Source organism: Rothia sp. HMSC066G02 (genome assembly GCF_001813145.1).
Taxonomy (GTDB): domain Bacteria; phylum Actinomycetota; class Actinomycetes; order Actinomycetales; family Micrococcaceae; genus Rothia.
This window is the reverse complement of record NZ_KV811591.1, coordinates 1-22456: the sequence shown is the minus strand read 5'-3', so window position 1 is coordinate 22456 and position 22456 is coordinate 1. Positions and strand designations below refer to the sequence as shown.

The 22456-nt window shown below is 59.3% G+C and carries 16 protein-coding genes; 6 read left to right on the top strand and 10 right to left on the bottom strand.

Annotation, left to right across the window (positions count from 1 at the left end; translation table 11 throughout):
• Window positions 1-136: 136 nt before the first annotated feature.
• The 6 genes from mtrB to HMPREF2894_RS04115 all read right to left on the bottom strand — a co-directional run bounded on the left by mtrB (window position 137) and on the right by HMPREF2894_RS04115 (window position 7291).
• Window positions 137-1891 carry an MtrAB system histidine kinase MtrB gene (gene mtrB / locus HMPREF2894_RS04140; RefSeq protein WP_049337856.1) on the bottom strand — a complete coding sequence of 585 codons (1755 nt, stop codon included), beginning with the start codon at window positions 1889-1891 and terminating at the stop codon, window positions 137-139.
• 34 nt (window positions 1892-1925) lie between these two features.
• Entirely contained in the window at window positions 1926-2627 is a 702-nt protein-coding gene (gene mtrA / locus HMPREF2894_RS04135; protein ID WP_080974466.1) for an MtrAB system response regulator MtrA, read from the bottom strand.
• 55 nt (window positions 2628-2682) lie between these two features.
• Window positions 2683-3990 carry a uroporphyrinogen decarboxylase/cobalamine-independent methonine synthase family protein gene (locus HMPREF2894_RS04130; protein WP_070677937.1) on the bottom strand — a complete coding sequence of 436 codons (1308 nt, stop codon included), beginning with the start codon at window positions 3988-3990 and terminating at the stop codon, window positions 2683-2685.
• 150 nt (window positions 3991-4140) lie between these two features.
• Window positions 4141-4530: a chorismate mutase gene (locus HMPREF2894_RS04125; RefSeq protein ID WP_044150288.1), complete on the bottom strand. Its 390-nt coding sequence runs from the start codon at window positions 4528-4530 to the stop codon at window positions 4141-4143.
• Window positions 4531-4631: 101 nt separating this feature from the next.
• On the bottom strand, window positions 4632-5855 hold the full coding sequence (gene mnmA, locus HMPREF2894_RS04120) for a tRNA 2-thiouridine(34) synthase MnmA (protein ID WP_070666226.1): 1224 nt from the start codon (window positions 5853-5855) through the stop codon (window positions 4632-4634).
• A gap of 188 nt (window positions 5856-6043) precedes the next feature.
• A complete protein-coding gene (locus tag HMPREF2894_RS04115) occupies window positions 6044-7291 on the bottom strand; it encodes a cysteine desulfurase family protein (protein ID WP_049349464.1) in 1248 nt (415 codons plus the stop codon).
• Between the two features lie 179 nt (window positions 7292-7470).
• Here HMPREF2894_RS04115 and HMPREF2894_RS04110 point away from each other — a divergent pair, with 179 nt between their 5' ends.
• Together HMPREF2894_RS04110 and HMPREF2894_RS04105 are read left to right on the top strand one after the other, a co-directional pair.
• Window positions 7471-7938, top strand: coding sequence for a tRNA (cytidine(34)-2'-O)-methyltransferase (locus tag HMPREF2894_RS04110; protein ID WP_070593930.1), 468 nt, complete (start codon window positions 7471-7473; stop codon window positions 7936-7938).
• Between the two features lies 1 nt (window position 7939).
• A complete protein-coding gene (locus HMPREF2894_RS04105; RefSeq protein ID WP_049349459.1) occupies window positions 7940-8587 on the top strand; it encodes a uracil-DNA glycosylase family protein in 648 nt (215 codons plus the stop codon).
• Between the two features lie 191 nt (window positions 8588-8778).
• Here the strand turns inward: HMPREF2894_RS04105 and HMPREF2894_RS04100 are convergent, their stop codons facing one another.
• A complete protein-coding gene (locus HMPREF2894_RS04100; RefSeq protein WP_049349457.1) occupies window positions 8779-10107 on the bottom strand; it encodes a S1C family serine protease in 1329 nt (442 codons plus the stop codon).
• Between the two features lie 374 nt (window positions 10108-10481).
• Between HMPREF2894_RS04100 and HMPREF2894_RS09115 the strand changes: the two genes are divergently transcribed.
• The 4 genes from HMPREF2894_RS09115 to HMPREF2894_RS04085 all read left to right on the top strand — a co-directional run bounded on the left by HMPREF2894_RS09115 (window position 10482) and on the right by HMPREF2894_RS04085 (window position 16695).
• Window positions 10482-10649 carry a hypothetical protein gene (locus tag HMPREF2894_RS09115; RefSeq protein ID WP_168160863.1) on the top strand — a complete coding sequence of 56 codons (168 nt, stop codon included), beginning with the start codon at window positions 10482-10484 and terminating at the stop codon, window positions 10647-10649.
• A gap of 314 nt (window positions 10650-10963) precedes the next feature.
• Window positions 10964-13342: a non-ribosomal peptide synthetase subunit gene (locus HMPREF2894_RS04095; protein WP_070677935.1), complete on the top strand. Its 2379-nt coding sequence runs from the start codon at window positions 10964-10966 to the stop codon at window positions 13340-13342.
• A 253-nt stretch (window positions 13343-13595) separates the two neighbouring features.
• Window positions 13596-15665, top strand: a complete 2070-nt coding sequence (locus tag HMPREF2894_RS04090) for a TPM domain-containing protein (RefSeq protein ID WP_070677933.1) — start codon at window positions 13596-13598, stop codon at window positions 15663-15665.
• Window positions 15666-15930: 265 nt separating this feature from the next.
• Window positions 15931-16695: a PspA/IM30 family protein gene (locus HMPREF2894_RS04085; protein ID WP_070543768.1), complete on the top strand. Its 765-nt coding sequence runs from the start codon at window positions 15931-15933 to the stop codon at window positions 16693-16695.
• A gap of 135 nt (window positions 16696-16830) precedes the next feature.
• On the opposite strand, the gene HMPREF2894_RS04080 is transcribed toward HMPREF2894_RS04085, so the two are convergent.
• The 3 genes from HMPREF2894_RS04080 to HMPREF2894_RS04065 all read right to left on the bottom strand — a co-directional run bounded on the left by HMPREF2894_RS04080 (window position 16831) and on the right by HMPREF2894_RS04065 (window position 22280).
• Window positions 16831-19260 carry an S-layer homology domain-containing protein gene (locus HMPREF2894_RS04080; RefSeq protein WP_070593938.1) on the bottom strand — a complete coding sequence of 810 codons (2430 nt, stop codon included), beginning with the start codon at window positions 19258-19260 and terminating at the stop codon, window positions 16831-16833.
• A 1469-nt stretch (window positions 19261-20729) separates the two neighbouring features.
• Entirely contained in the window at window positions 20730-21230 is a 501-nt protein-coding gene (locus HMPREF2894_RS04070) for a site-specific integrase (RefSeq protein WP_256370628.1), read from the bottom strand.
• Window positions 21231-21686: 456 nt separating this feature from the next.
• The gene (locus HMPREF2894_RS04065; protein WP_005505324.1) at window positions 21687-22280 is read right to left on the bottom strand and encodes a protoglobin domain-containing protein; all 594 of its coding nucleotides are present in this window, start codon (window positions 22278-22280) and stop codon (window positions 21687-21689) included.
• Window positions 22281-22456 lie beyond the last annotated feature (176 nt).

Genomic DNA, 22456 nt, shown 5'->3' with positions numbered 1-22456 from the left:
AACACCGTGAAAATATACCTGCATTGATTGTACTGGGTAAACAGTGCAAATACGCAAGGATAAGCGTAAATACAGCCGAGCAACACCAACACACCCATATACGGCAGAAGCGTAAGCCTCTCCCCGCCCGAACCCCTTAGAGCTCGTCCTCAATGTTCACACGAGGAGCAATATTGGGCAGCGTATCCTTCGCAGTCGCCGAACGATGCGAGATTGCCTCAGGCTCACCCGTCACAAGAACCGGCGACTCACCCAAAGGCGCACCGTGAATCAGCGGCAGGTTCATCGTAAAGCAGGCACCGCGGCCCTTCTCGCCCCACGCCTCAATCGTGCCGCCGTGCAGACGCACATCCTCAGCAGCAATCGACAGCCCCAGACCCGTACCGCCCAGGGTGCGCTTACGCGAAGTATCAGCACGCCAGAAACGGTTGAACACCTGAACCGCTTCATCCTCAGACAGACCGATACCGTGGTCACGCACCGCAACACCCAGGTTCGTGGCATTCGCACCGACGTACACGTCAATCGGGCGGGACTCGCCGTGCTCAATCGCGTTGTACAGCAGGTTACGCAGCACACGCTCAATACGCACGCGGTCCATATCAACCATGATGCTCTCATGGCTCGTATGCACGTTCAGCTTAGTATTCGTGCGCTCCAGGTGCGGCAGAGCCTCCTGCAGAATATTCGACAGCACACGCATGAAGTCTTCAGTGTCGATGGTCAGCATTGCGCTACCGGCATCGAAACGAGAAATCTCCAGCAGGTCAGAAAGCATCGACTGGAAACGATCCACCTGATCGTGCAGAAGCTCCACGGTGCGGCTCTGCGTGCGTTCCATCTCGTCACGCGTATCGTACAGAAGCTCAGTACCCAAACGAACCGTCGACAACGGGGTACGCAACTCGTGCGAAACGTCAGAAACGAATCGCTGCTGCAGAGTCGACAGGCGCTCCAGCTGAACAATTTTCTCCTGCAGCGAGTCAGCCATCAGGTTGAAGGAATAGCCCAGACGCGCCGCCTGATGCTCACCGTGTACAGACACACGCTGATCCAGGTCACCGGCAGCCAGCTTCTCAGCGGTAATAGCGGTCTGCGTAATCGGGCGGACCACAAAACGAGTCACAATCCACACCACAGAAAGCACCACAGTAAGCAGTGCACAGAAACCACCAAAAAGAACAAAGTTAATATGCGCAATCGTGGCGGAAGAATCCGTCATATCGTACACAAGGAACAAACCGTAATTAGGGTTCTGTGCAATAGAAATATGTGTACCAACAATAAGCACCGGATAGGTACGCTCACGATTATTTTCGACAGTAGTCACCGTAGACGTCTGCCAGAAAATACCCTCTTTATCGCGAACAGTTGTTTTGAAATCATTCGGAATACTCGAAGAATTCAAAGAATTATTACTACTCTGCTCGGGAATAAAGCCCTGCTTACCTTGACCTTCCAAAGGCACAAGAATCCAATTGCGCTTACCCGAACTACCCGCATCCAAGACGGTCAGGGTACGGCTCACATTACGGCGAATCTCGCTGTCACTACGAGCCTCAGAGGAGTCCAGCACACTCTGAACGTTGCGGAAACCACTCTCCGATTCCGCCAGCGCCTGACCCTTCTGATTTTCAAAAAGACTCGTCGCAATCTGGCTCGACAAGGACCAACCCACCATCAAGAAGCTCAGGAACATCATGATGCCCGCAGTGCCCAAAGCACGGAACTGCAGAGATTCCTTCCATAGACGCTGAGCGCGCTGCATCAGGCTCCTACTACTCTGCTTTTTCGCCTTACGCGGCTTGGAAGTGCGGGTACGCGAAGAGGCGGAGGCTACCGCCTCCGCCGTCAAAGCGCCGTGCTCATGGCTCGACTTCGCAACAGACAATCAGGTTATCCCTTCGCCTATGAATAGGTTCCGATTAGCTACCGGAAGATCCCACCAGCTCGGTCGGAATCTTATAGCCAACGCCACGAACCGTCTGAATAAAACGATCCGCACCCAGCTCATCAAACTTAGCGCGCAGACGCTGGACGTGCACGTTTACCAGCGAATCGCTCACATCAGTGTAACCCCAGACCATATCCAGCAGTTCCTGACGGCTCAACGCCTGACCCGGGTGGCGCACCAGCGCAGCCAGCAGGTCAAACTCCAGAGGAGTCATCGGAACCTCAGTGCTGTGGTACTTGACGGTACGACCATCCATATCCATGACAATATCGCCAATGGACACGACCAGCTGGCGGCTCTCACGCGGACGCAAACGAGTGCGAATACGCGCCAAAAGCTCAGCATGCTTAAAAGGCTTAGCAATGTAATCATCAGCGCCAGCCTCAAGACCCTTCACAACATCTTCAGTGTCGCTTTTAGCGGTCAACATAATAATCGGCACATTAGAAGAGCGGCGAATTTGCTGGCAGACTTCAATACCGTTCATGCCAGGAAGCATCAAATCCAAAAGCACCAAATCGGGAGTGGAGCGCATAAAAGTTTCAAAAGCGCGGCCGCCATTTTCGCAGAAAACAGCGTTAAAGCCCTCTTGCGCGAGCACGAGGCCAATCATTTCCGCCAGAGCATCATCGTCATCAACCACCAAAATGGTGTGTGCGTCGCTTGCGCTCACAGTACCTCCCTAAAGAAAAGTCGTAAATACTTACATAAAAATGCTGATTCTCCAATCATACCGCGCACTCAGCCAATGCACGGGCACAATCTGTCACCCGAGCCAACGAAGCCGTGGCGTCCAGCACACTCACCATACCCGGGGTGGGTGCAGAAGGCACCGAACCCGTTTGCGGGTGCTCATCAGCCATCAAACCCAGCGCATTCAACTGCGTCGGTTCAAGACCAACCTCACGCCACAGGCTGTACAGACGGCGCACCTGATCAGGAACCCGTGCAGAAGTCACCACCGGCAGCCGCAGCTGAGCCTGAGCCTCCAAAAGCTGCGCCACAGGTTCCCAGGAACGAGGATCGCTCAGCGGAGGAACCTGCAGCATGCCCGGACCCTTCAACCGGGCACGGTCAGGATGCAACAGCAAAGCACAGGGAGCGGCACCCTCGACCTGCATAGCTTTCAACAGCGCCAAAGCGTCAAGGGCAGGACGGGGCTGGGTCAGAAGCTTCAGCTCCTGCACCGGTTTGAGCGCGGTGCCGTCCACATCCAGAATGAGCTGCAGATTGAGTTCGACAAAACGCTCCGCCACCCGACGGTACACCTGCTGATAGTAGTGAGGTTGCAGCGAAGGCAACGAACGGAAGCCACTCACCGTAGGGATAGAGCCCTCCATCAGACGCTGAAACTCCGACTCGTCCAGTTGCACCGCAATCAGCGCTTGGGGAGACTGCAGAGCCTCACGCAGAGACTCCACCCAACGCTCCAGTCCTTCCAAGAACGATTCCAGCAGGTCACGGCTCGCCCCTGCATCACTGATGGCACGCTCGCCACCGGGTAGGTAGATGCTGGCTGCGAGGGTCAGCGGACCAACCAGCTGAATCTTATACACCGCAGCGGAGCCCTCAACACCGGAGGTGAACCTCTTCTTCTGCGCGCCCACACGGTCAGCTAGAAGGTTGATATCGGAGAGCAGACGGTCCTTCGCCAAGGCAGACTCGCGCGCTCCCCTGCCGCCGCTATGCACCATGCGCCAGCCAAACGAGACACCGTCAAAGGCAAGTCCCTCGCACACCGCCAGGGTGCGTGCCAGCGGGGTAGCCCGCCAGCCCAACGCCGGCAGATGCGGCAGGAACGGCAAGTGCGGGGAACCCAGCTCACCTTCTACACGGGACATCGCCTCAGCCAGATCATCGCCGGGAAAATCACCCCGACCGCTAGCGCGCACCAGCGGACGCTCAGTAGCGAGCGTAGCAAGGTCCTGCTCGGTCAGTTCGTCGCCTTCGGGGGCACGGTACTCACCGGGCAGTAGCAGGCGCTCCGGCACCGGCTCGGTGCGGGCATTCTGGCGGGAGGAAGATTGAGGGGGCATAAACGAGTGAGGTTAAGACAGGTTAGGGAAAAGTGCGGGCGGGTCGATGCTCTGCCGCTGGACGCTCAGCACGATGGATGCTCAGCAGGGATGAGAGCGGGGCTTTTCGGAGAGGCTGAGATCTCGAAGAGGGTGAAATCTTAGAAAGTCTTAGCTTTCAGACTTTTCAGTCTCTTCGTCCTGGTCAGCGTGCTCGTTCGCGATGCGCACGTGGTGGCGAATCACCTCAGAGATGATGAAGTTCAGGAACTTCTCCGCGAATTCCGGGTCCAGGCTGGATTCCTTCGCCATGGCACGCAGGCGAGCAATCTGTGCCTCTTCACGGCCGGGGTCGCCGGCGGGCAGGTTGTGCTCAGCCTTCAGGACGCCCACGCGCTTGGTTGCCTGAAAACGCTCCGCGAGGATGTGCACCAACGCTGCATCGAAGTTGTCGATGGAGCGGCGCATGGCGAAGAGCTCCTCGTAAACCTCCGGCGCGACTTCATCGCCCATGGAGGTGGCGTGGGGGTCAAATTCGCAGGAAGTGTGTTCGGCAGTCATCGGTCTCTCCTCAGTCCGGTTGTGGTCTTCTGTGCGTTGCGCTCGAGCAGGCTGTTGCGGCAACAGCTGCGAATAGCGGGGTACGCGGCTATTCTGTGCGGCTAGTCGGCGCTGGTGGAGGCGCCAGCAGACAGGGTTTCTTGAATGTCTTCGCGGTCCAGCGAGTAGGCGCGGGCGATGGTGGACTGGCCCAGTACGCGAGTGCCTTGGTAGAGCACCATGGTCTGTCCCGGTGCCACGCCGGAGAGCGGGTCCAGTAGGCGCACTACGGTTTCCAGGCGCAGCGTGCCTTCTTCTTCAGCTTCGGGGTCGGGTGCCCAGGTCATGTACGCCTTGGCGCGGACCGGGTCAGCGTGCGCGCGCACCTGTGCGGTCACCTCGAACTCTTCGCTACGAGCGCCCAGCTGTGCGGGCTGTTCCAGGAAGCGTGCCGCCTGTTCTACGGGTACGCCCGCCCAGGTGGCGCGGATACCGCGGATTTCGTGCACGGCAAGCAGCTCGCGGGAGCCGACGATAACTTCGTTTTCCTTGGGGCGCACTTCCAGCACGAAGCGGGGCTTGCCGTCGGCGGCGGGGCGGCCCAGTGCCAGGCCCTTGCGCTGGCCTACGGTGTATGCCTGCGCGCCGGGGTGCTCGCCGAGCACCTCGCCGTGGGTGTCTTTGATGAGGCCGGGGCGCATTGTGATGTGGTCGCCCAGCCAGGCGCGGGTATCGCCTTCGGGAATGAAGCAGATGTCGTAGGAGTCGGGCTTCTTCGCCACGGAGAAGCCGCGCTCTGCCGCCTCCGCACGTACCTGTGCCTTGGAGGGGGTGTCCGCCAGGGGGAACCAGGCGTGCTTGAGCTGTTCGTGGGTGAGCACACCGAGCACGTAGGACTGGTCCTTGGCCCAGTCGGCGGCGCGGTGCAGTTCGCGGTTGCCGTCTTCGGTGGTGATGACGCGGGCGTAGTGGCCGGTCACCACGGCGTCGAAGCCGAGTGCGAGGGCGCGTTCGAGGAGCGCGGCGAACTTGATCTTTTCGTTGCAGCGCATGCAGGGGTTGGGGGTTCGTCCGGCTTCGTATTCGGAGATGAAGTCGTCGACGACGTCTTCCTTGAAGCGTTCGGAGAAGTCCCAGACGAAGAAGGGGATGCCCAGCTGGGAGCAGACGCGGCGGGCGTCCATGGAGTCTTCGAGGGTGCAGCAGCCGCGGGAGCCGGTGCGCAGGGTGCCGGGCATGCGGGATAGGGCGAGGTGAACGCCGACTACTTCGTGTCCTGCTTCTACGGCGCGGGCTGCGGCGACTGCGGAGTCAACGCCGCCACTCATAGCTGCAAGAATTTTCACTGCCTATCCTTCTGTTGTGTTGAGCCTTTAGAAAGGTACGCCTTATTTGTGTGGGCGGACTTTTCGTTACTGTAGCTACCCATTGTACGCAGGGGCTCGGCGGGATATTGGGCAGTGCACCCTCAGCCCGCCCTCAGCGAACGCTGATATTGCAAGCTGAGGGCGGTTCGGTACCTTTTTTCTGTCTTTTAGTGCCAGCGGGAGGCGTCCGGCAGCTGCGAGGACAGCCCCGCCTTTGCTGCCTGTTCGTAGGCAGCGGGTAGTGCCGCGATGAGGCGCGCAATATCGGCTCCGGTGGTGGAGTGACCGAGGGTGAAGCGCTGGGCGCTGCGGGCGGTGTCTTCGTCCATTCCCATTGCCATGAGCACGTGGGAGGGGCGGGTCACCCCGGCGTTGCAGGCGGAGCCGGTGGAGCTACTGATGCCTTGCATGTCCAGCAGGAAGAGCAGGGTGTCGCCTTCTGCGTTTTCGAAGGTGAAGTGGGCGTTGCCGGGCAGTCGCTTCTGGCCGGGGTACTCTTCGGTGAGCGGGTTTTCGCCGCTCAGGTGCGCCTGCGGGATGAGCGCGCTAATTGCCGCAACGAGTTCGTTGCGTAGCGCGGCGATGCGGGCGGATTCTTTGTCAAGGTGCTGAACCGAGTGCACGGCGGCCTCTGCAAAACCTGCAATGGCGGGTGCGTCGATGGTGCCGGAGCGTACGGAGCGTTCCTGGCCGCCTCCGTGTAGGACGGGGGTCATCTGCACGGCACGGGTTGCAACCAGCGCGCCGATGCCCATGGGGCCGCCGATCTTGTGGCCCGAGATTGCGAGGGTCGCTACCCCGCTGGCGTGGAAGTCAATGGGGATTGCGCCGAATGCCTGCACCGCGTCCGAGTGCACGGGAATACCGTATTCGGCGGCGATAGCGGCGATCTCGGGGATGGGCTGTACGGTACCGACCTCATTGTTCGCCCACATGACGGTCACGAGCGCGACGTCTTCGGGGTTCTTTTCGATGAGTTCGCGGACGGTTTGCGGGTTGACGCTACCGTGCTCGTCTACGGGGATCCATTCGAGCTGCGCGCCCTCTGCCTTTTCGAGCCATTCGCAGGTTTCTTCCACGGCGTGGTGCTCGATGGAGGAGACGAGAATTCGGGTGCGCTGCGGGTCTTCTTCGCGGCGCTTCCAGTAGATGCCCTTGACCGCGAGGTTGTCCGCCTCGGTGCCGCCGGAGGTGAAAATAACTTCGGCGGGGTCGGCTCCGACGGCGCGGGCGATGCGTTCGCGGGCGTATTCGACGGTGGCGCGGGCGTCGCGGCCTACGGCGTGCAGGGAGGAGGGGTTGCCACCGTTGCGCATCTGTTCGACCATAGCGTCGATGGCGGCGGGCAGTACGTCGGTGGTGGCGGCATGGTCGAGGTAGACGCGGCCGTTCTGACGGTTGGTTTCTGCGCTCATGGTTCCTCCTGCTGGGTTGTCGGCAGTTTTTCGCCTCACTTATTTTATCGCGCTCTATCCGCACTCTTCTAGGTGTGTTCATCTGCGGCTGGGTCGGCGAGCGCTACTCCCCCGGGACGCTCAATGCTGGTCGGGGGCTGTTCCGGGCTGGTCGGGGGCTGCGCGGTACACTTAGGAACGTGTTCAAGATTCTTTTCTATACCCCTGAGATTCCGGGCAATACCGGCAATGCTATCCGTTTGGCGGCGATTACTGGCGCTGAGTTGCACCTGGTGAAACCGCTGGGCTTTAACTTTGATGATGCGCATCTGCGCCGCGCGGGTCTGGACTATCACGACCTGGCGGTGGTGACGGTGCATGAGACCCTTGAGGATGCGTGGGAGGCTCTGGCTCCGGAGCGTGTTTTTGCGTTCACGACGACTGCTTCGACCTCGTATGCGGATATTGAGTACCGTCCCGGTGATGTGTTCATGTTCGGTCCGGAGTCGGTGGGTCTGCCCGCTGAGGTTCAGCAGGATCCGCATGTGAGCGAGCGTGTGAAGATTCCGATGAAGCCGGGTCGCCGTTCGCTGAACCTGGCTAATTCTGCGTCCATTGCAATTTTTGAGGCGTGGCGTCAGAACGGTTTTGATGGAGGCGCCATCTAGCATGGCTACAGCACACCATAATCTGCCGGGGCCTCTGATTCAGCAGATTCTGGAGACGCGCCCTCCCCTGGCTGGGCAGATTCGTTTGGATTCGCAGAATAGGGAGTTCACGGAGCAGGGTTGGGAGCCGGTTTATTCGGCGTCACCTCATGCTCGTATTGTGGTGATTGGTCAGGCACCTGGGCGTGCCGCGCAGGAGAGCCGTATCCCGTGGAATGACCCGAGCGGCGTGAAGCTGCGCGAGTGGATGGGCGTGACGGCTGAGCAGTTCTACGACCCCGACCTGATTTCGCTGTTGCCGATGGATTTCTATTACCCGGGTAAGGGCGCGCACGGCGATAACCCGCCGCGTAAGGATTTCGCGCCGAAGTGGCATCCGCAGCTTCTGGAGCTCATGCCGAACGTTCAGCTAATTCTGCTGGTGGGGGCATACTCTCAGAAGCACTACCTGGATGGTATGCACGCCCCTAAGGCGCAGAAGAACCTGACGGAGACGGTTCGTGCGTGGGAGTCTTATCTTCCTAAGTTTCTGCCGCTGGTGCATCCTTCGCCGCTGAATTTTAGGTGGCAGGCGAAGAACCCGTGGTTCGAGCAGGAGGTTATCCCGGCTTTGCAGAAGCGCGTGGGCGAGGTTCTCGAGGGCCTCTAACCTGCCCCTATCTGCAACACCAATACAGTTTGCTGTACTAACGAAAGAAGCTCCCACCCCGCGTATGGGGTGGGAGCTTTCTTTCGTTACACCATGTGGCACTCTTTTGAAGTTAGAGTTACTGAACGGTAGAGCCGGCTGAGCGGGTGTTTCCCAACCGCGTTTCTACCTGTTCAGAGGCAGAGTGCGTTTTACTTCTGGCTGTCGGCGTCGCCCAGGGTCACGGTGATGTCATGGGTGGAGGAGCCGCGCTTAATCTTCAGCTTCAGATCAGAGCCTGCTGCCGCGGCACGCACGGTACCGTTAAGCTCGTCGCTCTTGGTCACGGCGTGACCGTCGGCTTCAATCACGACGTCGCCGGATCGCAGGCCTGCTTTCGCGGCGGGGCTGTTAGATTCTACCGAGGCAATTTCAACGCCACCGGGGATGAGCTTGGACGAGCCCGAGCCGGTGTCCGCGGGGCTGTTCTTCACGCTCGCGCCCAGGTAGCCGTGGGTTGCCTTACCCTTGGCGATGATCTCGGAGGAGATGCGCTTGGCGTAGTTGGAGGTAATGGAGAACGCCATACCGTCGGCGGTGCCGCCATCCTGGCTTGCCTGGCCCTGCGCGTTAATGCCGACCAGTTCGCCCTTGAGGTTCACCAGCGGGCCACCGGAGTTACCGTGGTTGATGGGAGCGTCAACCTGAACCATGGGGATGTAGTTCTGGCCCTTCGCATCGGCAGGCTGCACGCGGTTTGCGTTCGAGACCACGCCGGAGGTTACCGATTCGCTACGACGATACGGCGCGCCGAGGGCAACCACTACCTCGCCGGAGACCAGCTTGGAGGAGTCACCCCAGGTGATGGGCTGCAGGTCCAGGCCGGAGGGGTTAATCTTCAGGACCGCCAGGTCAGCGGCAGAGTCCAGGCCCACCACGGTTGCGGTGCGTACGGTGCCGTCGCTCAGGCGCACCTCAATGGTGGATGCTTCTCTGGAAGATTCGAGGGTAACCACGTGGTGGTTGGTGAGGATGTGGCCTTCCTTGTCGAGGATAACGCCACTACCGCCGCCGGAGGAGGAGCCGTTCGAAGCAACGATGGTCACGGTAGAGGGCAGGACCTTCTTCGCGGTTTCTGCTACGCCTGCCACGGTGGAGGAGTTGCTGATATTGGAGCTGACGGAGCCGCGCGAGGAAGCGCTGGAGGAGCTGTTGTTCGATGCTGCGATGCCGCCTCCGACGCCCGCGCCAACGCCGCCGCCAACGAGGGCTGCGAGCAGAGCTGCGGTGAGCACAACACCGGCACCGTAACGCTTGTTGTTATCGGTGTTCTGAGGTGCAGACTGTGCCGAAGCGACCTGAGCAGCCGCCGCCTGGGGGTAGGTGTATCCGGGAGAGGCGTATGCCTGCGGGTATGCGTTCTGACCCTGCTGCTGGTTTGCGGGCTGGTAGCTTGCCTGTCCGTTCACGTTCTGCAGGGGACGGGTTGCATCCGTGACGCCGTCATTGCCGCCGTAAGACCATCCGTTGTTCTGAGTCATAAGTTCTCCTAGAGTCGCGCGTGTGCCTCACCCTGGGCGCACGCTATCTTTCTACTGTAGAGGGTGTTTTATGGCGTTCTATATTTTTTTGCTGTTGGTTATCGGGGAGTTCCCTGGGAATTTTCCTCACACCCTTTCATCGGCAGCTGATTCGCGGGTCTGAGATACCCGGAGATTTGCCCGACGGCTAGTTTGTTTTGGGGCTTTGTTCGCTACTCGCTCTCATGTTTCTCTTTTAAAGCGCCCAGTTTTTCTTCACGGTTTACACAGCATGACGCTTCTTGGTACACAGCTTGAACACAGGGTTGCTCCGTAATGTTGAAGGCACATAGAGCCGAGAACAAAGGCAAAGGACAAAGGTAAAGGAGAAACCCATGATGATCGGCACCCTGATTTTCTGTGCGATCTTGGCAAGCTCCATCGGTATTGGTGCGGGTATTGTGGCGTGTTGCTCGGGAATGGTGTACCGCCGTCATCGTGCGGAAAAGGCCTCCGAGCTGGCTCAGCAGATGGCTACCCACGCACTGACTGCCGGTAGGTAGCGTATAAAGTTTGATAGTTTTCCGGGGCGGGAGATGAGAGCCCTGCACCGGGAGGGGCGAGAATCCCCAGTATGTCCCGAAGGGTCGGTGTGAGGACCGGCCCGGGTGTGATAATGAGTTGAGTGATGATTGATGCGGCGTGAGCCCCTACATGGGGCGCACGCCGCATCGTCTTTTAACTGTGAGGCGGATGCGGATGCGAGCACGGGAAGCACTGGCGGAGAGCACCCGGTACCCCGGCTACTTCCCTTTTAGTATGCGGTAAGGCAACGGCGTTGCGAGCACCCGGGATTTAGCTGGGTTATGGTGAAGTCATGAGGATTATTTCTGCTGTTTTCGCTCTTGTTGGCGCGCTGCCGATCATGCCTGCGGCGGTGGCGTCTTCCCTAGACGGCGCAACACGCCTGTATGCGTTGCTTATATTTGTTCTAATCTGCGCGGCTGTAGCGTTTTTCGCGTCGTTGAGCCCTTCGCGCCGTCGTGCGCGTGAGATTAGGCGGCAGGTACTGCAACAGCAGCAGAACCAGGCGATGAATCAGCAGGTACCACCTCAGCAGGGGCCTTCACAGCAAGTACCCCCTCAGCAGGTACAGGGCGCGGTGAGCTACCCGATGCATTACCAACCGAAACCGGCACAGCCGGGTCATAGTGCTCAGCCGGGTCATAGTGCTCAGCAGAGTCAGCAGGTTCAGGTGCACTCGCCTCCGCCCCCTCAGCAGCCGTTGGCTGCACCGTCCCCGCTGGAGCCGATGCAGGCCGGTGGTGTCTCCGGTTCTTCAGCGCAGAACCATTCAGCACAGAACCACTCGGCGCAAAGCCATTCAGCAGAAACCCAGGAGCGGCAGAGCATGCCCCAGAACACCCCGGCGCAGCCTGAAGAGCGCCCGCAACAGGAGGCCGCCCAGCAGACTCCCAAGAGTAACCCGGCACCCTCCGACCCATTCTCTTTGAGCACCAACTTCAAGCTCATTCCCCCTCTAGAGAACGCACAGCGCAGCCGCTACCCCATGGTGCTTTCTGTCAGTACATCAGAGGATGAGGTCTTTGCGCTGCCGTCGATTAGCGGTGTTCCGCAGCATCTGCTGGTCGGCACGCAGGAGAATCATGTTCCGCTGAATCAACGTCCGCGCCTACAGCAGATCAATATTCTTGAGAACTACCTCATGCGTGCGGTCATGAACCTGCAGACGCTGGAGCGTGCACAGGTGTCTCCGCTGCACAGTTTCAAGGAGACTGCCCAGGTTGACCGCACGGTACTTGCCGCCGAGCTGGAAGAAACCATCCGGGTATCTCGGCTGAAGCTAAGCGGGGCGCTGGAGTTTTATACGTCCCTGCCTCGTCTGGCGGATACCCCGGGCTCTTTCGCTTTTGCCCGTGATCACGCGCTCTCTTTGAGCGCCGCCGTCATTAGCCTGACCGAGGAGTGCTTTGAGCGTACCTTCCGTTGGCGTCTGTTGGAGGATACCCTCCCGGATTCTTTGAGCGACCGCCTGTACGCGGTGCGTTATCTGCGTGAGAGTGCCCAGAAACTGGCGGCTTTTGTAGAGCTGAGCGAATTTGATCGCGCTATGCAGCTTGCCGAGACTTGGAAGAAGACTGTTCGTAAGGATTCGAAGATCGATGAGGTCAAGGTCTGGAATGAGATGGCGGAAGTTGCCTTTGACGTTCTGCCCGAGTTGCGAGAGCGGGCGTTGAAGGGTGTGCAGTCTACGTTGGAGTTTAGCGAGCTTTTCTACCGTCCCGGCGAGGATGGTACGCACCGTATGCTCCGTCCGGAACAGCTGAGCGAGTTTGAGCTCAAGGGCGTGCAGTCCACGCTGGAAGAGCGCCTGGAGAAGGTGCGTCTTGAGCTTCAGGATGCGGAGTTCTGCGCCGCGGTCTTGACCCTGCAGGCGCGCTCTGTCATTGAGCTTCTCCAGGAGCTTCTGCAGGTCGAGCAGGACGGCGTTCTGGCGGAGGTTGTGACCGATTTGCGGGCGCTTGCTCATGACTCGCCCGACCTTACCGAGCAGCCTATCCAGACGTTGATGTTCAGCCGCGAACAGTACGCCCCGGATGGGGAGGATCTGCCGACCATTGGCGAGCGCATCCGTTCCCTCTCGAGTGTTCCCGAGGTTCTAGCGTTCGTGCACTACGAGGGACCGGTGCTTCTGGTGGGCGTCTCGGATCCGTATAAGGCGTTTTCCGGGGAGAGTGCCGAGGGTCTGCTTTCGGAGGAGAAAAGGTTATCTTCCATGCCGTTGTCAGTGCTGCGCACCCATTCGCGGCTTCTACGGCAGGTGCTTCGTCTGCAGAATCTACGGTTGAAGCTGGCGTGGGTGAGTAGCTGTAGCGGTTACATGCCTTTGAGCCTGGTTGATCGGTATTACGTCGGCCCTTCTGCCGGGGATGAGGATTTGAAGGAGCTGACCGAAAATATTGAGGCGCTCGCTGAGCTTCTGGATGCCCATTCTAATTCCCAGGTGTATAAGGGCCGTGGTGTGCCGACTACGCCCTTTTTGTGGTCACAGATGCGAAAGCAGGCAGAACGCAGTTCTAGGCTGCTGAATACTGTGCAGTTCTTGGGTTGGATGTTCGCCTCGTCTTCGCGGGTTCAGGTGGTGAACGGCGTGGCGCAGAGTATCCACGATGTTGATGCCGCGGAGGTAGTGGAGCACCTGATGAGCAATCTGAAGATTGCCCGTCGGCGCTAACTAACTGAATAGCCGGTGGGCCGGGGTCTGGCGTGAGGCTAGACCCCGGCTCTCCTATATTCCGGCTTTCCTGTATAAAGCCTGGGAAGTCGGTAAACGGTCGGCAAACAGCGGCGCAATATTCTCGTATCTGTGCGTCTGTGTGGCTGTGCCACAGCTACACTAATAATGTGACCAGCACTAAGGTGTGCGATGAACAAGCACGCCGTGAAGTGCAGGTCCGTTCATACTTCACGACAACGGAGGAAAGACCATGACCGAGCACGCCTTTGCGCGTCAGATTCGTCCCGCACGCCCTCGCCTGCGCACTATCTTGGGTGCCACAGTGCTGGCGGCAGGTCTTTCTTGTGCCCCGGTGGTTTTGCCGGCTGGTTCTGCGTTTTTGAGCACATCGGCGCAGGCTGCTGACCCGATGCAGATTACGGGCACCACCGTGTACGATTCCACGAACTCTTTGGGTGATACCGCTACCCTGAAGTCTAAGATTTCTGCTCTGTCGAAGAAGCACAACGTGGATTTGCACGTTGTGGTCATCGATAAGTTTGAGAACCCGTCTACTTCTTCGAGCTGGACGAAGGCGCTTGCCACGAAGAACAATTGGGGTTCTGCCGATGTGGTGCTGGTGATTGCTACCGAGTCTCGCCAGGCGTATTTCTTGGCGGGTAGCACGAAGACCCTGTCGAGCGATCAGCAGACGAAGGTGTACCAGAACTACATCAAACCGAAGCTGCAGAATAGCGACTATTCGGGTGCGGCGCTTGCCGCGGTTGAGGGTATCGAGGCCCAGAAGGGCGGTAGCTCTTCGGGTGTTGTAACCAGCGTGCTCGGTGTGGGTGCTGCGGCGACCGTGGGTGCTGGCGGTTACGCGATGTACCGCCGCCGCAAGAAGAAGAACGCTCAGCAGCAGCCTCAGCGTTCCTACGGTGCGCCTCGTAACTACTCCCCCATTCCGGAGGTTCCGCTGGAGGAGTTGCGCACTCGCGCCGGTAGCGCCCTTCTGCAGGCTGATACGACGATGAGCCACGCGAAGCAGGAACTGGATTTTGCGCGCGCACAGTACAGCGATCAGCAGGTTGCTGAGTTCGCTCAGGAGATTGCGCGTGCTGAGGATCTGATGCGTAAGTCCTTCCAGCGTCAGCAGCTTCTGACCGATAGCATCCCGGATACTGAGGCTGAGCAGCGTGCCTGGTTGACTGAGATTATTGATAACTCTCAGGAAGTCACCCGTATTGCTCAGGAGCAGGACGCTAAGCTGGCTCAGTTGCGCAACCTGGAGCAGGAGGCACCGCAGGCTATTGAGGCTCTGGCTCAGCGTCTGCCGCAGCTGCGTGCCTCGGTGGAGGAGATTGCCGCCCAGTACCGCACGTTGAAGGAACGTTACCTGCCCAGCGCCCTGGAGCCCATTTCTAAGACTCCTACCCTGTTGGAGTCGAACATGGTGCTGTGCGCTGCGGAGGTTGAGAAGGCTCAGGCGACCGTTGCGACCGCTCGTTCGGAGGCGGTTGCTCACCTGCGCACCGCTGAGGAAGCCGCCTCGCAGATTCAGGCGCTGGGTGCGGCTGTAAATACCCGCGCGCAGGAGCTGGAGCAGGCTCAGCTGGGTCTGAGCACCGACTTGCTGAGCATTCAGCGCGACGTGGCGGAGGCGAAGAGCCTGGCTGCTTCTCAGCGTCGCGATGATTTGGGTGCGGTCGCTGCCGGTATGGAGGCGGTGCTCAACCAGGTCAACCAGAGCGCTTCGGCTCGCCCGAATGACCCGCTGACTCTGGCGAACCAGCTGCGTCAGCTTTCCGCTGAGCTGGATAAGGCAATGACGAATATGCGTGCTACCCGTGAGCGTTCTCGTGCGGCTTCGCAGAACCTGGATCGTACGATGCGTTCTGCGTACGCTGCGGTGAACGGTGCGCGTAGCTACATCAATAACCGCCGTGCTGCGGTGGGTCCGATGACCCTGACCGCTGTTTCTGAGGCGGAGCGTCACCTGGGTCAGGCTCAGCGTCTGGCTTCTTCGGATCCGCTGAACGCTATGAAGGAAGCCAACATGGCGATTCAGAAGGCGACCGATGCGCAGAACCGAGCTCAGAGCGAGGTCGGCAACTACTACAACAACCAGAACGACCGCGGCGGCGGCAGCTTCGGCGGTGACCTGGCGAAGGGCCTGCTGCTGGGCGCTCTGATGACCGCGATGAACTCCGGCACCAGTAGCTGGGGTAGCAGCGGCGGCCACAGCAGTGGTGGTAGTAGCGGCGGCAGCTGGGGCGGCGGCTTCAGCGGCGGTGGCGGCGATTGGGGTAGCGGCGGCGGTGACGGCGGTAGCTTCTAACCGCCTCCGATGCTACCGATTCTGTCGGTCGGTTTTTGTAGGTTTTTCTACAGTCTGACCGGCGGGGTGGATAGCTTACCTCACCGCTTTCTTCCCCAGTCGGAAAACACCTGAGGTAATTTACCAAAAGTTTAGGTTGCAGAAATCAGGCGTGCATCATTTTCACAGCATGCACCCAGAAATCTGCCACATAATTAGTTATACGGGCACGGCTCACGAGGAGCGTAGTGCTCCCCCGCAGCCCGTGAACAGAAAGTAGGAGATTATGGCTAAGCAGACCATCTTCGGCCGTATTGCACAGCTCGCTAAGGCAAACATCAACGCTCTGATTGATGCAGCTGAGGACCCGGAGAAGATGCTGGACCAGATGGTTCGTGACTACACCAACAACATCCGCGAGGCGGAGGCTGCAGTAGCACAGACCATCGGCAACCTGCGTCTGCTCGAGAAGGACCACGCTGAGGACGTCAAGACCGCTCAGGAGTGGGGCACCAAGGCTCTGGCAGCTTCTAACAAGGCTGATGAGTTCCGCGCAGCTGGCGACGTTGCCAACGCTGACAAGTTCGATAACCTCGCGAAGATTGCTCTGAACAAGCAGCTGCTGGCTGAGAAGGCTGCGCAGGCTGTTGAGCCTCAGCTGGCTTCTCAGACTCAGGTTGTCAACCAGCTCAAGGACGGCCTGGAGAAGATGCGCTCCAAGCTTGAAGAGGTCAAGTACAAGCGCGATGAGCTGACCGCACGTCAGAAGACTGCAGCAGCTCAGACCCAGGTGAACGACGCTCTGAAGGCGTTCGACGTTCTGGACCCGACCAGCGAGATGAGCCGCTTCGAAGAGAAGGTTCGCCGCGAAGAGGCACGCGTCATCGGTCAGCAGGAGCTGGCAGCTTCCTCCCTGGACGCACAGTTCAACACCCTGGACCAGATGGAGCGCGACACCGAGCTGGACGCTCGCTTGGCTGCTCTGAAGGCAAAGAACGCTCCGGCAGCTCCGGCTCCCCTGGCTGTGGAATCCCCCACCCAGACTCTCTAAGCCTGGGATTCTCAAGCCTGAGATTCTCATGCCTGGTCTAGCGCATAGCTTATTGAGCTAAACCCATAAAGATCCGCCCCGTTCCTGATGCGTTCAGGAACGGGGCGGATCTTTATGCGTTATGGGGTGCGAGCTTTAGTTCGCGTAAATGTACAGGTAGCCTGCCATCGCGGAGCGGGTAACCGCATCCGAAGAGGTGGAACCGGTACCGATACCGTTGGAGGCAGCCCACGCCAGAGCCTGGGACGCGTAGCCGCCCTGAGCCTGTGCCGGGGAGCCAGCTGCACGGTACATGAACTCAGCCATGGTGGACTCAGTGACGGCCTCCAGGGGGCGGAAGTCGCTACCGTTGATGCCCTGCTGGCTCAGCCAGAAGATCTCCTTGTACGCGGGGTGGTTGACCGGAACATCGCTGAACGGCGAAACAGCCGGTGCGTTCACTGCGGGGCGACCAGCCACGCGGTACAGGTAGGTTGCCAGCTGTGCACGGTTGACCGATGCGTTCGGGCGGAAGGTGCCGTCCGCGAAGCCGAGCATGATGCGGTGATCAGAGTTCCAGCTGATCTCGTTGTAGTTCGGGTTCGAGTCGGACAGGTCGCTGTAGCCCAGCGCGGGGGTCTTACCCGCAAAGTCCAGGGAGGACGCCAGGATGTGCGGCAGGTCGTAGTCGTGGTGGCTGAAGCCGTCAATCAGCTTCACGCGGGCGTCGGAGAAGCCAGCGCCCAGGTATGCGTTGTAGCCGGACTCGACTGCGCCACGTGCGCTCCAGGTGACGGGGTAGGTGTTACCGGAGGTGTCGTTCGCGCCAACCCACCAGTACATAGGCAAGCCCTTAGTGGTTGCATCAGCGTCCACGGAGCCGTCCGAGTCGCCGCCAGCGACCATGATGGAGCCACCGCCGTTACGCCAGGAGGTGTTGTGGTCGGTCAGCTCGTAGGTGATGAACTCAGCGCCGCCGGAGTAGCCCATGGTCCACACCTGGGAAGCGTCCAGGTTGTTCTGGCTAACGAAGGACTTCGCGAAGGAGCGGAAGAACTCGCCATTAGCGTCCATGTCTTCCCACCAGGTGATGCCGTTGCCGGATGCGTTGGTGTCCGGGGAGATAATCGGTACGAAGACCATGTTGCGGGCGTTAGCAATCTTGCCCATCGCCGCGAGCATGCCCTCGTCGGGGGTGTAGACCTTGGACTCGTCACGCTGCCAGTAGTCACCGTCGAAGTAGAAGACCACGCCAACGGGCTTGGAGTAGTCCAGGTTGTTCGCGTACACGTGGTACTGGGAGGTGGTGCCCGCCGGGGAGGTGTAGCTCTGGTAGGTTGCGGAGCTCATGGTGCGGGCACGCTGAGTGTTCTGCTTCTGCTCAGACTTCTGTTCGGTCTTCTGCTCAGCCTTCTGCTCGACCTTGGGAGCGGCGGTTGCCTTGCCCTTGGTCAGCGAGTTGCTCAGAATCTGCGAGAAGTTGTAGTCGAAGTGGCCCGAGCCGTTCAGAACGGTCGCGGAAGCGTTGGTGTAGCCGGCGTTGCGGTAGGCGTTGTAGCCGCCCTCAACGGCGCCTCGTGCGCTCCAGGTCTGCGGGTAGGTCTCGCCGGAGCCGTCGTTCGAGTTTGCGTACCAGAACATGGGCTGGGACTTCAGCGCAGCCGAGGGGGTACCCTCGTCCAGGCCACCACCAGCGACCATGATGGATCCGCCGCCGTTACGCCAGGTCTGGGGCTTGGTGTTCAGCTCGTAGGTGATGAACTCAGCGCCACCGGAGTAGCCCATGGTCCACACGTTGGAGGAGTCCACGCCGTTAGCCGCGATGAAGGAGGAAGCGAAGGAGCGGAAGAACTCGCCGTTACGGTCCATGTTTTCCCACCAGGTCACGCCAGCATCGTAACGGTTGGTATCCGGGGAGATGACGGGCACGAACAGCATGTTCTGTGCCGCTGCGGATGCAGCCATCTGAGCCAGCTCACCGGAGGGGTCGTAGACCTTGGACTGGTCGTTACGCCAGTAGTCGCCGTCGAAGTAGAAGACCACGCCAACGGGCTTGGAGAAGTCCACACCCTCAGCGTAGACGTGGTACTGCGAGGTGGTACCAGCCGGGGAGGTGTAGGACAGGAAAGTCTGGTTGGTGCGGGTTGCCGCCACACCGGATGCCGCCTGGGTAGCCTGTGCAGTCTGCGCGGGCTGAGCGGCGGGGGTCTGGGCAACCTGTGCCAGGGTGGGCTGAGCGGATGCCTGAGCCGCCTGTGCGGACTGGAAGGTAGCCGAGGGGGTTGCCTGCTGAGTTGCCTGAGCGGTGTAGGTCTTCTGGATGGGCTGAACCGCGGTCGTTGCGGGAGCCTGCTGAGTCTGCTTTGCCTGTTCTGCCTGCTGGCGGATCTGCACAGCAACCTGCGAGAGGGTGGGCTGCACGGTGGAGGTGAACAGGGACTTCGGGGCCTGGGTAGCTGCGCCGGGGATGTCCTGAACGACGGGTGCGAATGCGGAAGCGGGTGCTACCAGGGTGCTACCGAGCACGGAGGGTACAGCGATGACTGCGAGAGAGCCAGCCTTAACAGTGCGGGGGCGAAGTGCCATGGGTTGTCCTCGTTGTTGGTGTTTCGTGGGGCGCGGACGCCCGAGAGTGGTTGAGTGATAGGTGGTCTATAGGTGAGAAGCCTATAGGCGGTCGGCCTGCGAATGTGATGCCGCATGGAGCAAGTCCAGTAACCGTCCCGTGTGTGTTGCGGGGACGTCCTCATGTGATGGAGGGCTGCAGTATTCATTTCGGAGAGCTACGCGGCGGACCGCGGTGACCACGTACTCAAAGCTACCAGGTCAAAAAGCCTTTTCCAGCGGTTTTTTGGGGCTATTTTTGGGTATCGAACAAGATTCAATCTTAACAAGAGCTTTTTCTAAGCTTCTAGTTTAACTTGAATCACCCTCAAGTAGAGGTTGAATGGGCTATTTTTCCTTGATTTTCCGGGGTTTTTGAGCGTTTTTTGAAAGAGTTTCAAAAAACTCTACAATTAACTTGAATGTTTCGTATGTGATTACAATCACTTTCAGAGTGAATTGTTGCACTCGAAGCCCAATTTTTGCCAAAAACCGCGGAATTCCGGGGCAAAACGGGTGATTTCCAAGCCCGGAATATAGGCACCTTTCGCATATTCCACTTTGAGAATGCACTTTGAGGCAAAAACAGCCCCCTCGCCACTCCCCCGCTCAGGCACCCTTCGAACCCCTCGTTGGGTCCTTGAGACCCGCCCCAGAGTCTCCTTCAGAACCCCTTTCAAGCCCCATTTCAGAACCCCCAAAAGCAGCGTCTCAAGAAGGCATAACCATCCCCCAATAACCACTCGGAAGTGGCTCCGCCACCCCCATGAGCACATCCGCTTGAAGCCCCGATAGACACGCTGAGGAATACCTCGAAAGACACATCGGGAGACGTTCCGAAACCAGTCCAGGGTAACTTTCACGACGGTTCTATGAAATTCCATAAGGAGGTTCCGTGAGGAGGTTTCAAGAGGCAGGAAGATCCACCCCAAACACCCCGAAGGGGCAGCGGGCAAGCCCCTATCAGTCTCCCCGAAGCACCGCCCCAACAAGGCTCAGAAGACCCCCTCCGCAGATTACAGAAGGCAGGGGATATAAAGAAAGCCGCCCAGCAGGCGGCAGAAAGGTAGCACAAGAAGAAGAAAGGTAGGCGGCAAATGAAGACAGGTCGCCAATAGGAAAGGTGCAGGAAGGTGGCGAAAGAAGGCAGGCCGGCGGTCGGAGGGTGAGTCGGAGAGTGACAGGAGGACGGCAGAAGGAGATAGGTCAGCGGGGGGGTACGGGTTTTGGGGAATAAAAAAACTCCCGATAGCTAAAAGCTATCGGGAGTTATCCGTTGCGGGGACAGGATTTGAACCTGCGACCTCCGGGGTCTGCATCTCTTTTTAATGAAACAGTGAGATACAGCCAAGTAATCGTTGATATTGTGCGGTAACCGTCCCCTTATCCTTCCCTAAAGATACTTGAAGTTACCGGCATATCCTCACGAAAGATAGGGAATAAGGTAGGGACTACCTTTCCTCCCTACGCCGTGCTCGGGCTGCCTCGTACAGCGTTGTGAGGTCTGACAGGTCTGAGTATGCCTGTGCGTTCACATCGACCGAGTGGCCGAGCGTTCGAGCACGCAGTAGCGCGTCTACGTCCGTGCGGTACATGGTGTTGAGGGTGGTTCTCCAGACGTGGGTGCGGTGGGTCTCCAGCAGAGGTACTCCGCAGTCGCGAGCCAGATCCTTGTAGAACGCCTTGAGAGCCTTCTGAGCGTTGTATCTGTCCCACTCGGTGTCTGGGTTGAGCGGTGCGCCCACAACGTAGGCTCCACCGACTTCATCTCGTCTACGGGTAAGGTGCTCATAGACCGCAGGCTCGACGAGAGCCGCGACGCGGGTGGTGCCTGTCTTGGCGTTTTCAGCCCGAATAATGCACGCTGGGCGGTTTTGGTCGTCGGTGATGATGTCGTCCCACATGAGAGTTCTTGCTTCGCTTACGCGCAGCCCTGTGGCCATTTGGAGCAGGGTTAGGTCGATGCAGCAGCGGTGGACGGCAACGCGGTCCTCTAGCGTGTACCTGCCTCGTTTGGGTGGTACTAGTGTGGGTGACCAGGTATTGGTCGGGGGTTGTGGGTAGAGGTCGAGGTCCTTGATGATGAGCGGACTTCTACCACCGCGATCTTCAAAGGACCTCCTGTTGACTTCTTACCGTGACGGATCATGGGGCAGCCACACACAGAGCACGATGCAGTATTCACAGGAACGAGGCAAACACGACCAACTGAAAGAGTGACTTTCCCGCACCAGAAAGCCGAAAAGTCACCCAACCAGCAACACGTAGTGTCCTATAACCCAGAAAGAAAGCTCTCCCTGGAAGCCACTGAGGCTTCCAGGGAGAGCAGTCAGAGAGTGCGAAAGACGAATACACCGCTATCAAGCGTGAGGCGGCCGATGGGGGAGTCGTAGGTGGCGAGCGCCGGATCAGAATTGCTCGGGGTGATCGCGGTAGGCATACGCCCACACTGTCACGGCGACAGTCACAGCGCGAGTCCACGCGTCACGGACAGCGTCCAGTTCTGCGCCCTCGAAGCCCTCCGCCAGGAGACGGTGCCCGACCTCCACAGTCGGCGCGATGAAGGCGAGCACGTAGCGCAGAGGCACGAATGGCGTCGAGTCCGCCCCATCCGCCGCGTTCTTCGCCGCGGTCATGTGTCGAGCTCCGATCAGGTACTGGTAGTCCAACCACGCCTGATCCCGCTCGCGCGTGCACATGTCGATGATCCACTGGGCGAATCGGGGCTTTGACGCCTGCGCGTACTCGGGGTTCGGCTGTCCATCCGGATGCGCGGAATGTGCTGCCAGGTAGGTCTTTTGAGCCAAAATCCCGCGCCACGTGTCGACCATTTCCATGGCATGCGGCGCCAGGATGGGTTCTGCTCGCGCGAGCAGCTCTGCGTCACCGGGCTGGACGTGCGCGGCGGCCTCAATCTGGCGTAGATCCTCGAGTGTGAGCGGAGACGTGGGGACGGCATCGGTGCCGTAGGTGTACCCCGACGAGTGGTCGTAAGCGGTCATGCGAACCTCCTTGAACTTATGCGTCAATTGTAGAACGTGCTCTTGCTCAGCTCAAGTCCTGTGGAGTGGTGTAATCGTTTTGTGTCCTTCGGAGTGGGTTATGCGCTGAGTTGGAGTGGGGGTTCCTCCTGTTGGGTGGGTTGGGGTGTGAGTCGTGATTTGGTGAGGATGTCGAG

Excerpts from the sequence above, each read along its gene's own strand:
- HMPREF2894_RS04130 (WP_070677937.1), bottom strand. The coding sequence starts at position 3,990 with ATGCCCCCTCAATCTTCCTCCCGCCAGAATGCCCGCACCGAGCCGGTG.
- HMPREF2894_RS04125 (WP_044150288.1), bottom strand. The coding sequence starts at position 4,530 with ATGACTGCCGAACACACTTCCTGCGAATTTGACCCCCACGCCACCTCC.
- HMPREF2894_RS04115 (WP_049349464.1), bottom strand. The coding sequence starts at position 7,291 with ATGAGCGCAGAAACCAACCGTCAGAACGGCCGCGTCTACCTCGACCAT.
- HMPREF2894_RS04105 (WP_049349459.1), top strand. The coding sequence starts at position 7,940 with ATGGCTACAGCACACCATAATCTGCCGGGGCCTCTGATTCAGCAGATT.
- HMPREF2894_RS04100 (WP_049349457.1), bottom strand. The coding sequence starts at position 10,107 with ATGACTCAGAACAACGGATGGTCTTACGGCGGCAATGACGGCGTCACG.
- HMPREF2894_RS09115 (WP_168160863.1), top strand. The coding sequence starts at position 10,482 with ATGATGATCGGCACCCTGATTTTCTGTGCGATCTTGGCAAGCTCCATC.
- HMPREF2894_RS04095 (WP_070677935.1), top strand. The coding sequence starts at position 10,964 with ATGAGGATTATTTCTGCTGTTTTCGCTCTTGTTGGCGCGCTGCCGATC.
- HMPREF2894_RS04090 (WP_070677933.1), top strand. The coding sequence starts at position 13,596 with ATGACCGAGCACGCCTTTGCGCGTCAGATTCGTCCCGCACGCCCTCGC.
- HMPREF2894_RS04085 (WP_070543768.1), top strand. The coding sequence starts at position 15,931 with ATGGCTAAGCAGACCATCTTCGGCCGTATTGCACAGCTCGCTAAGGCA.
- HMPREF2894_RS04080 (WP_070593938.1), bottom strand. The coding sequence starts at position 19,260 with ATGGCACTTCGCCCCCGCACTGTTAAGGCTGGCTCTCTCGCAGTCATC.
- HMPREF2894_RS04065 (WP_005505324.1), bottom strand. The coding sequence starts at position 22,280 with ATGACCGCTTACGACCACTCGTCGGGGTACACCTACGGCACCGATGCC.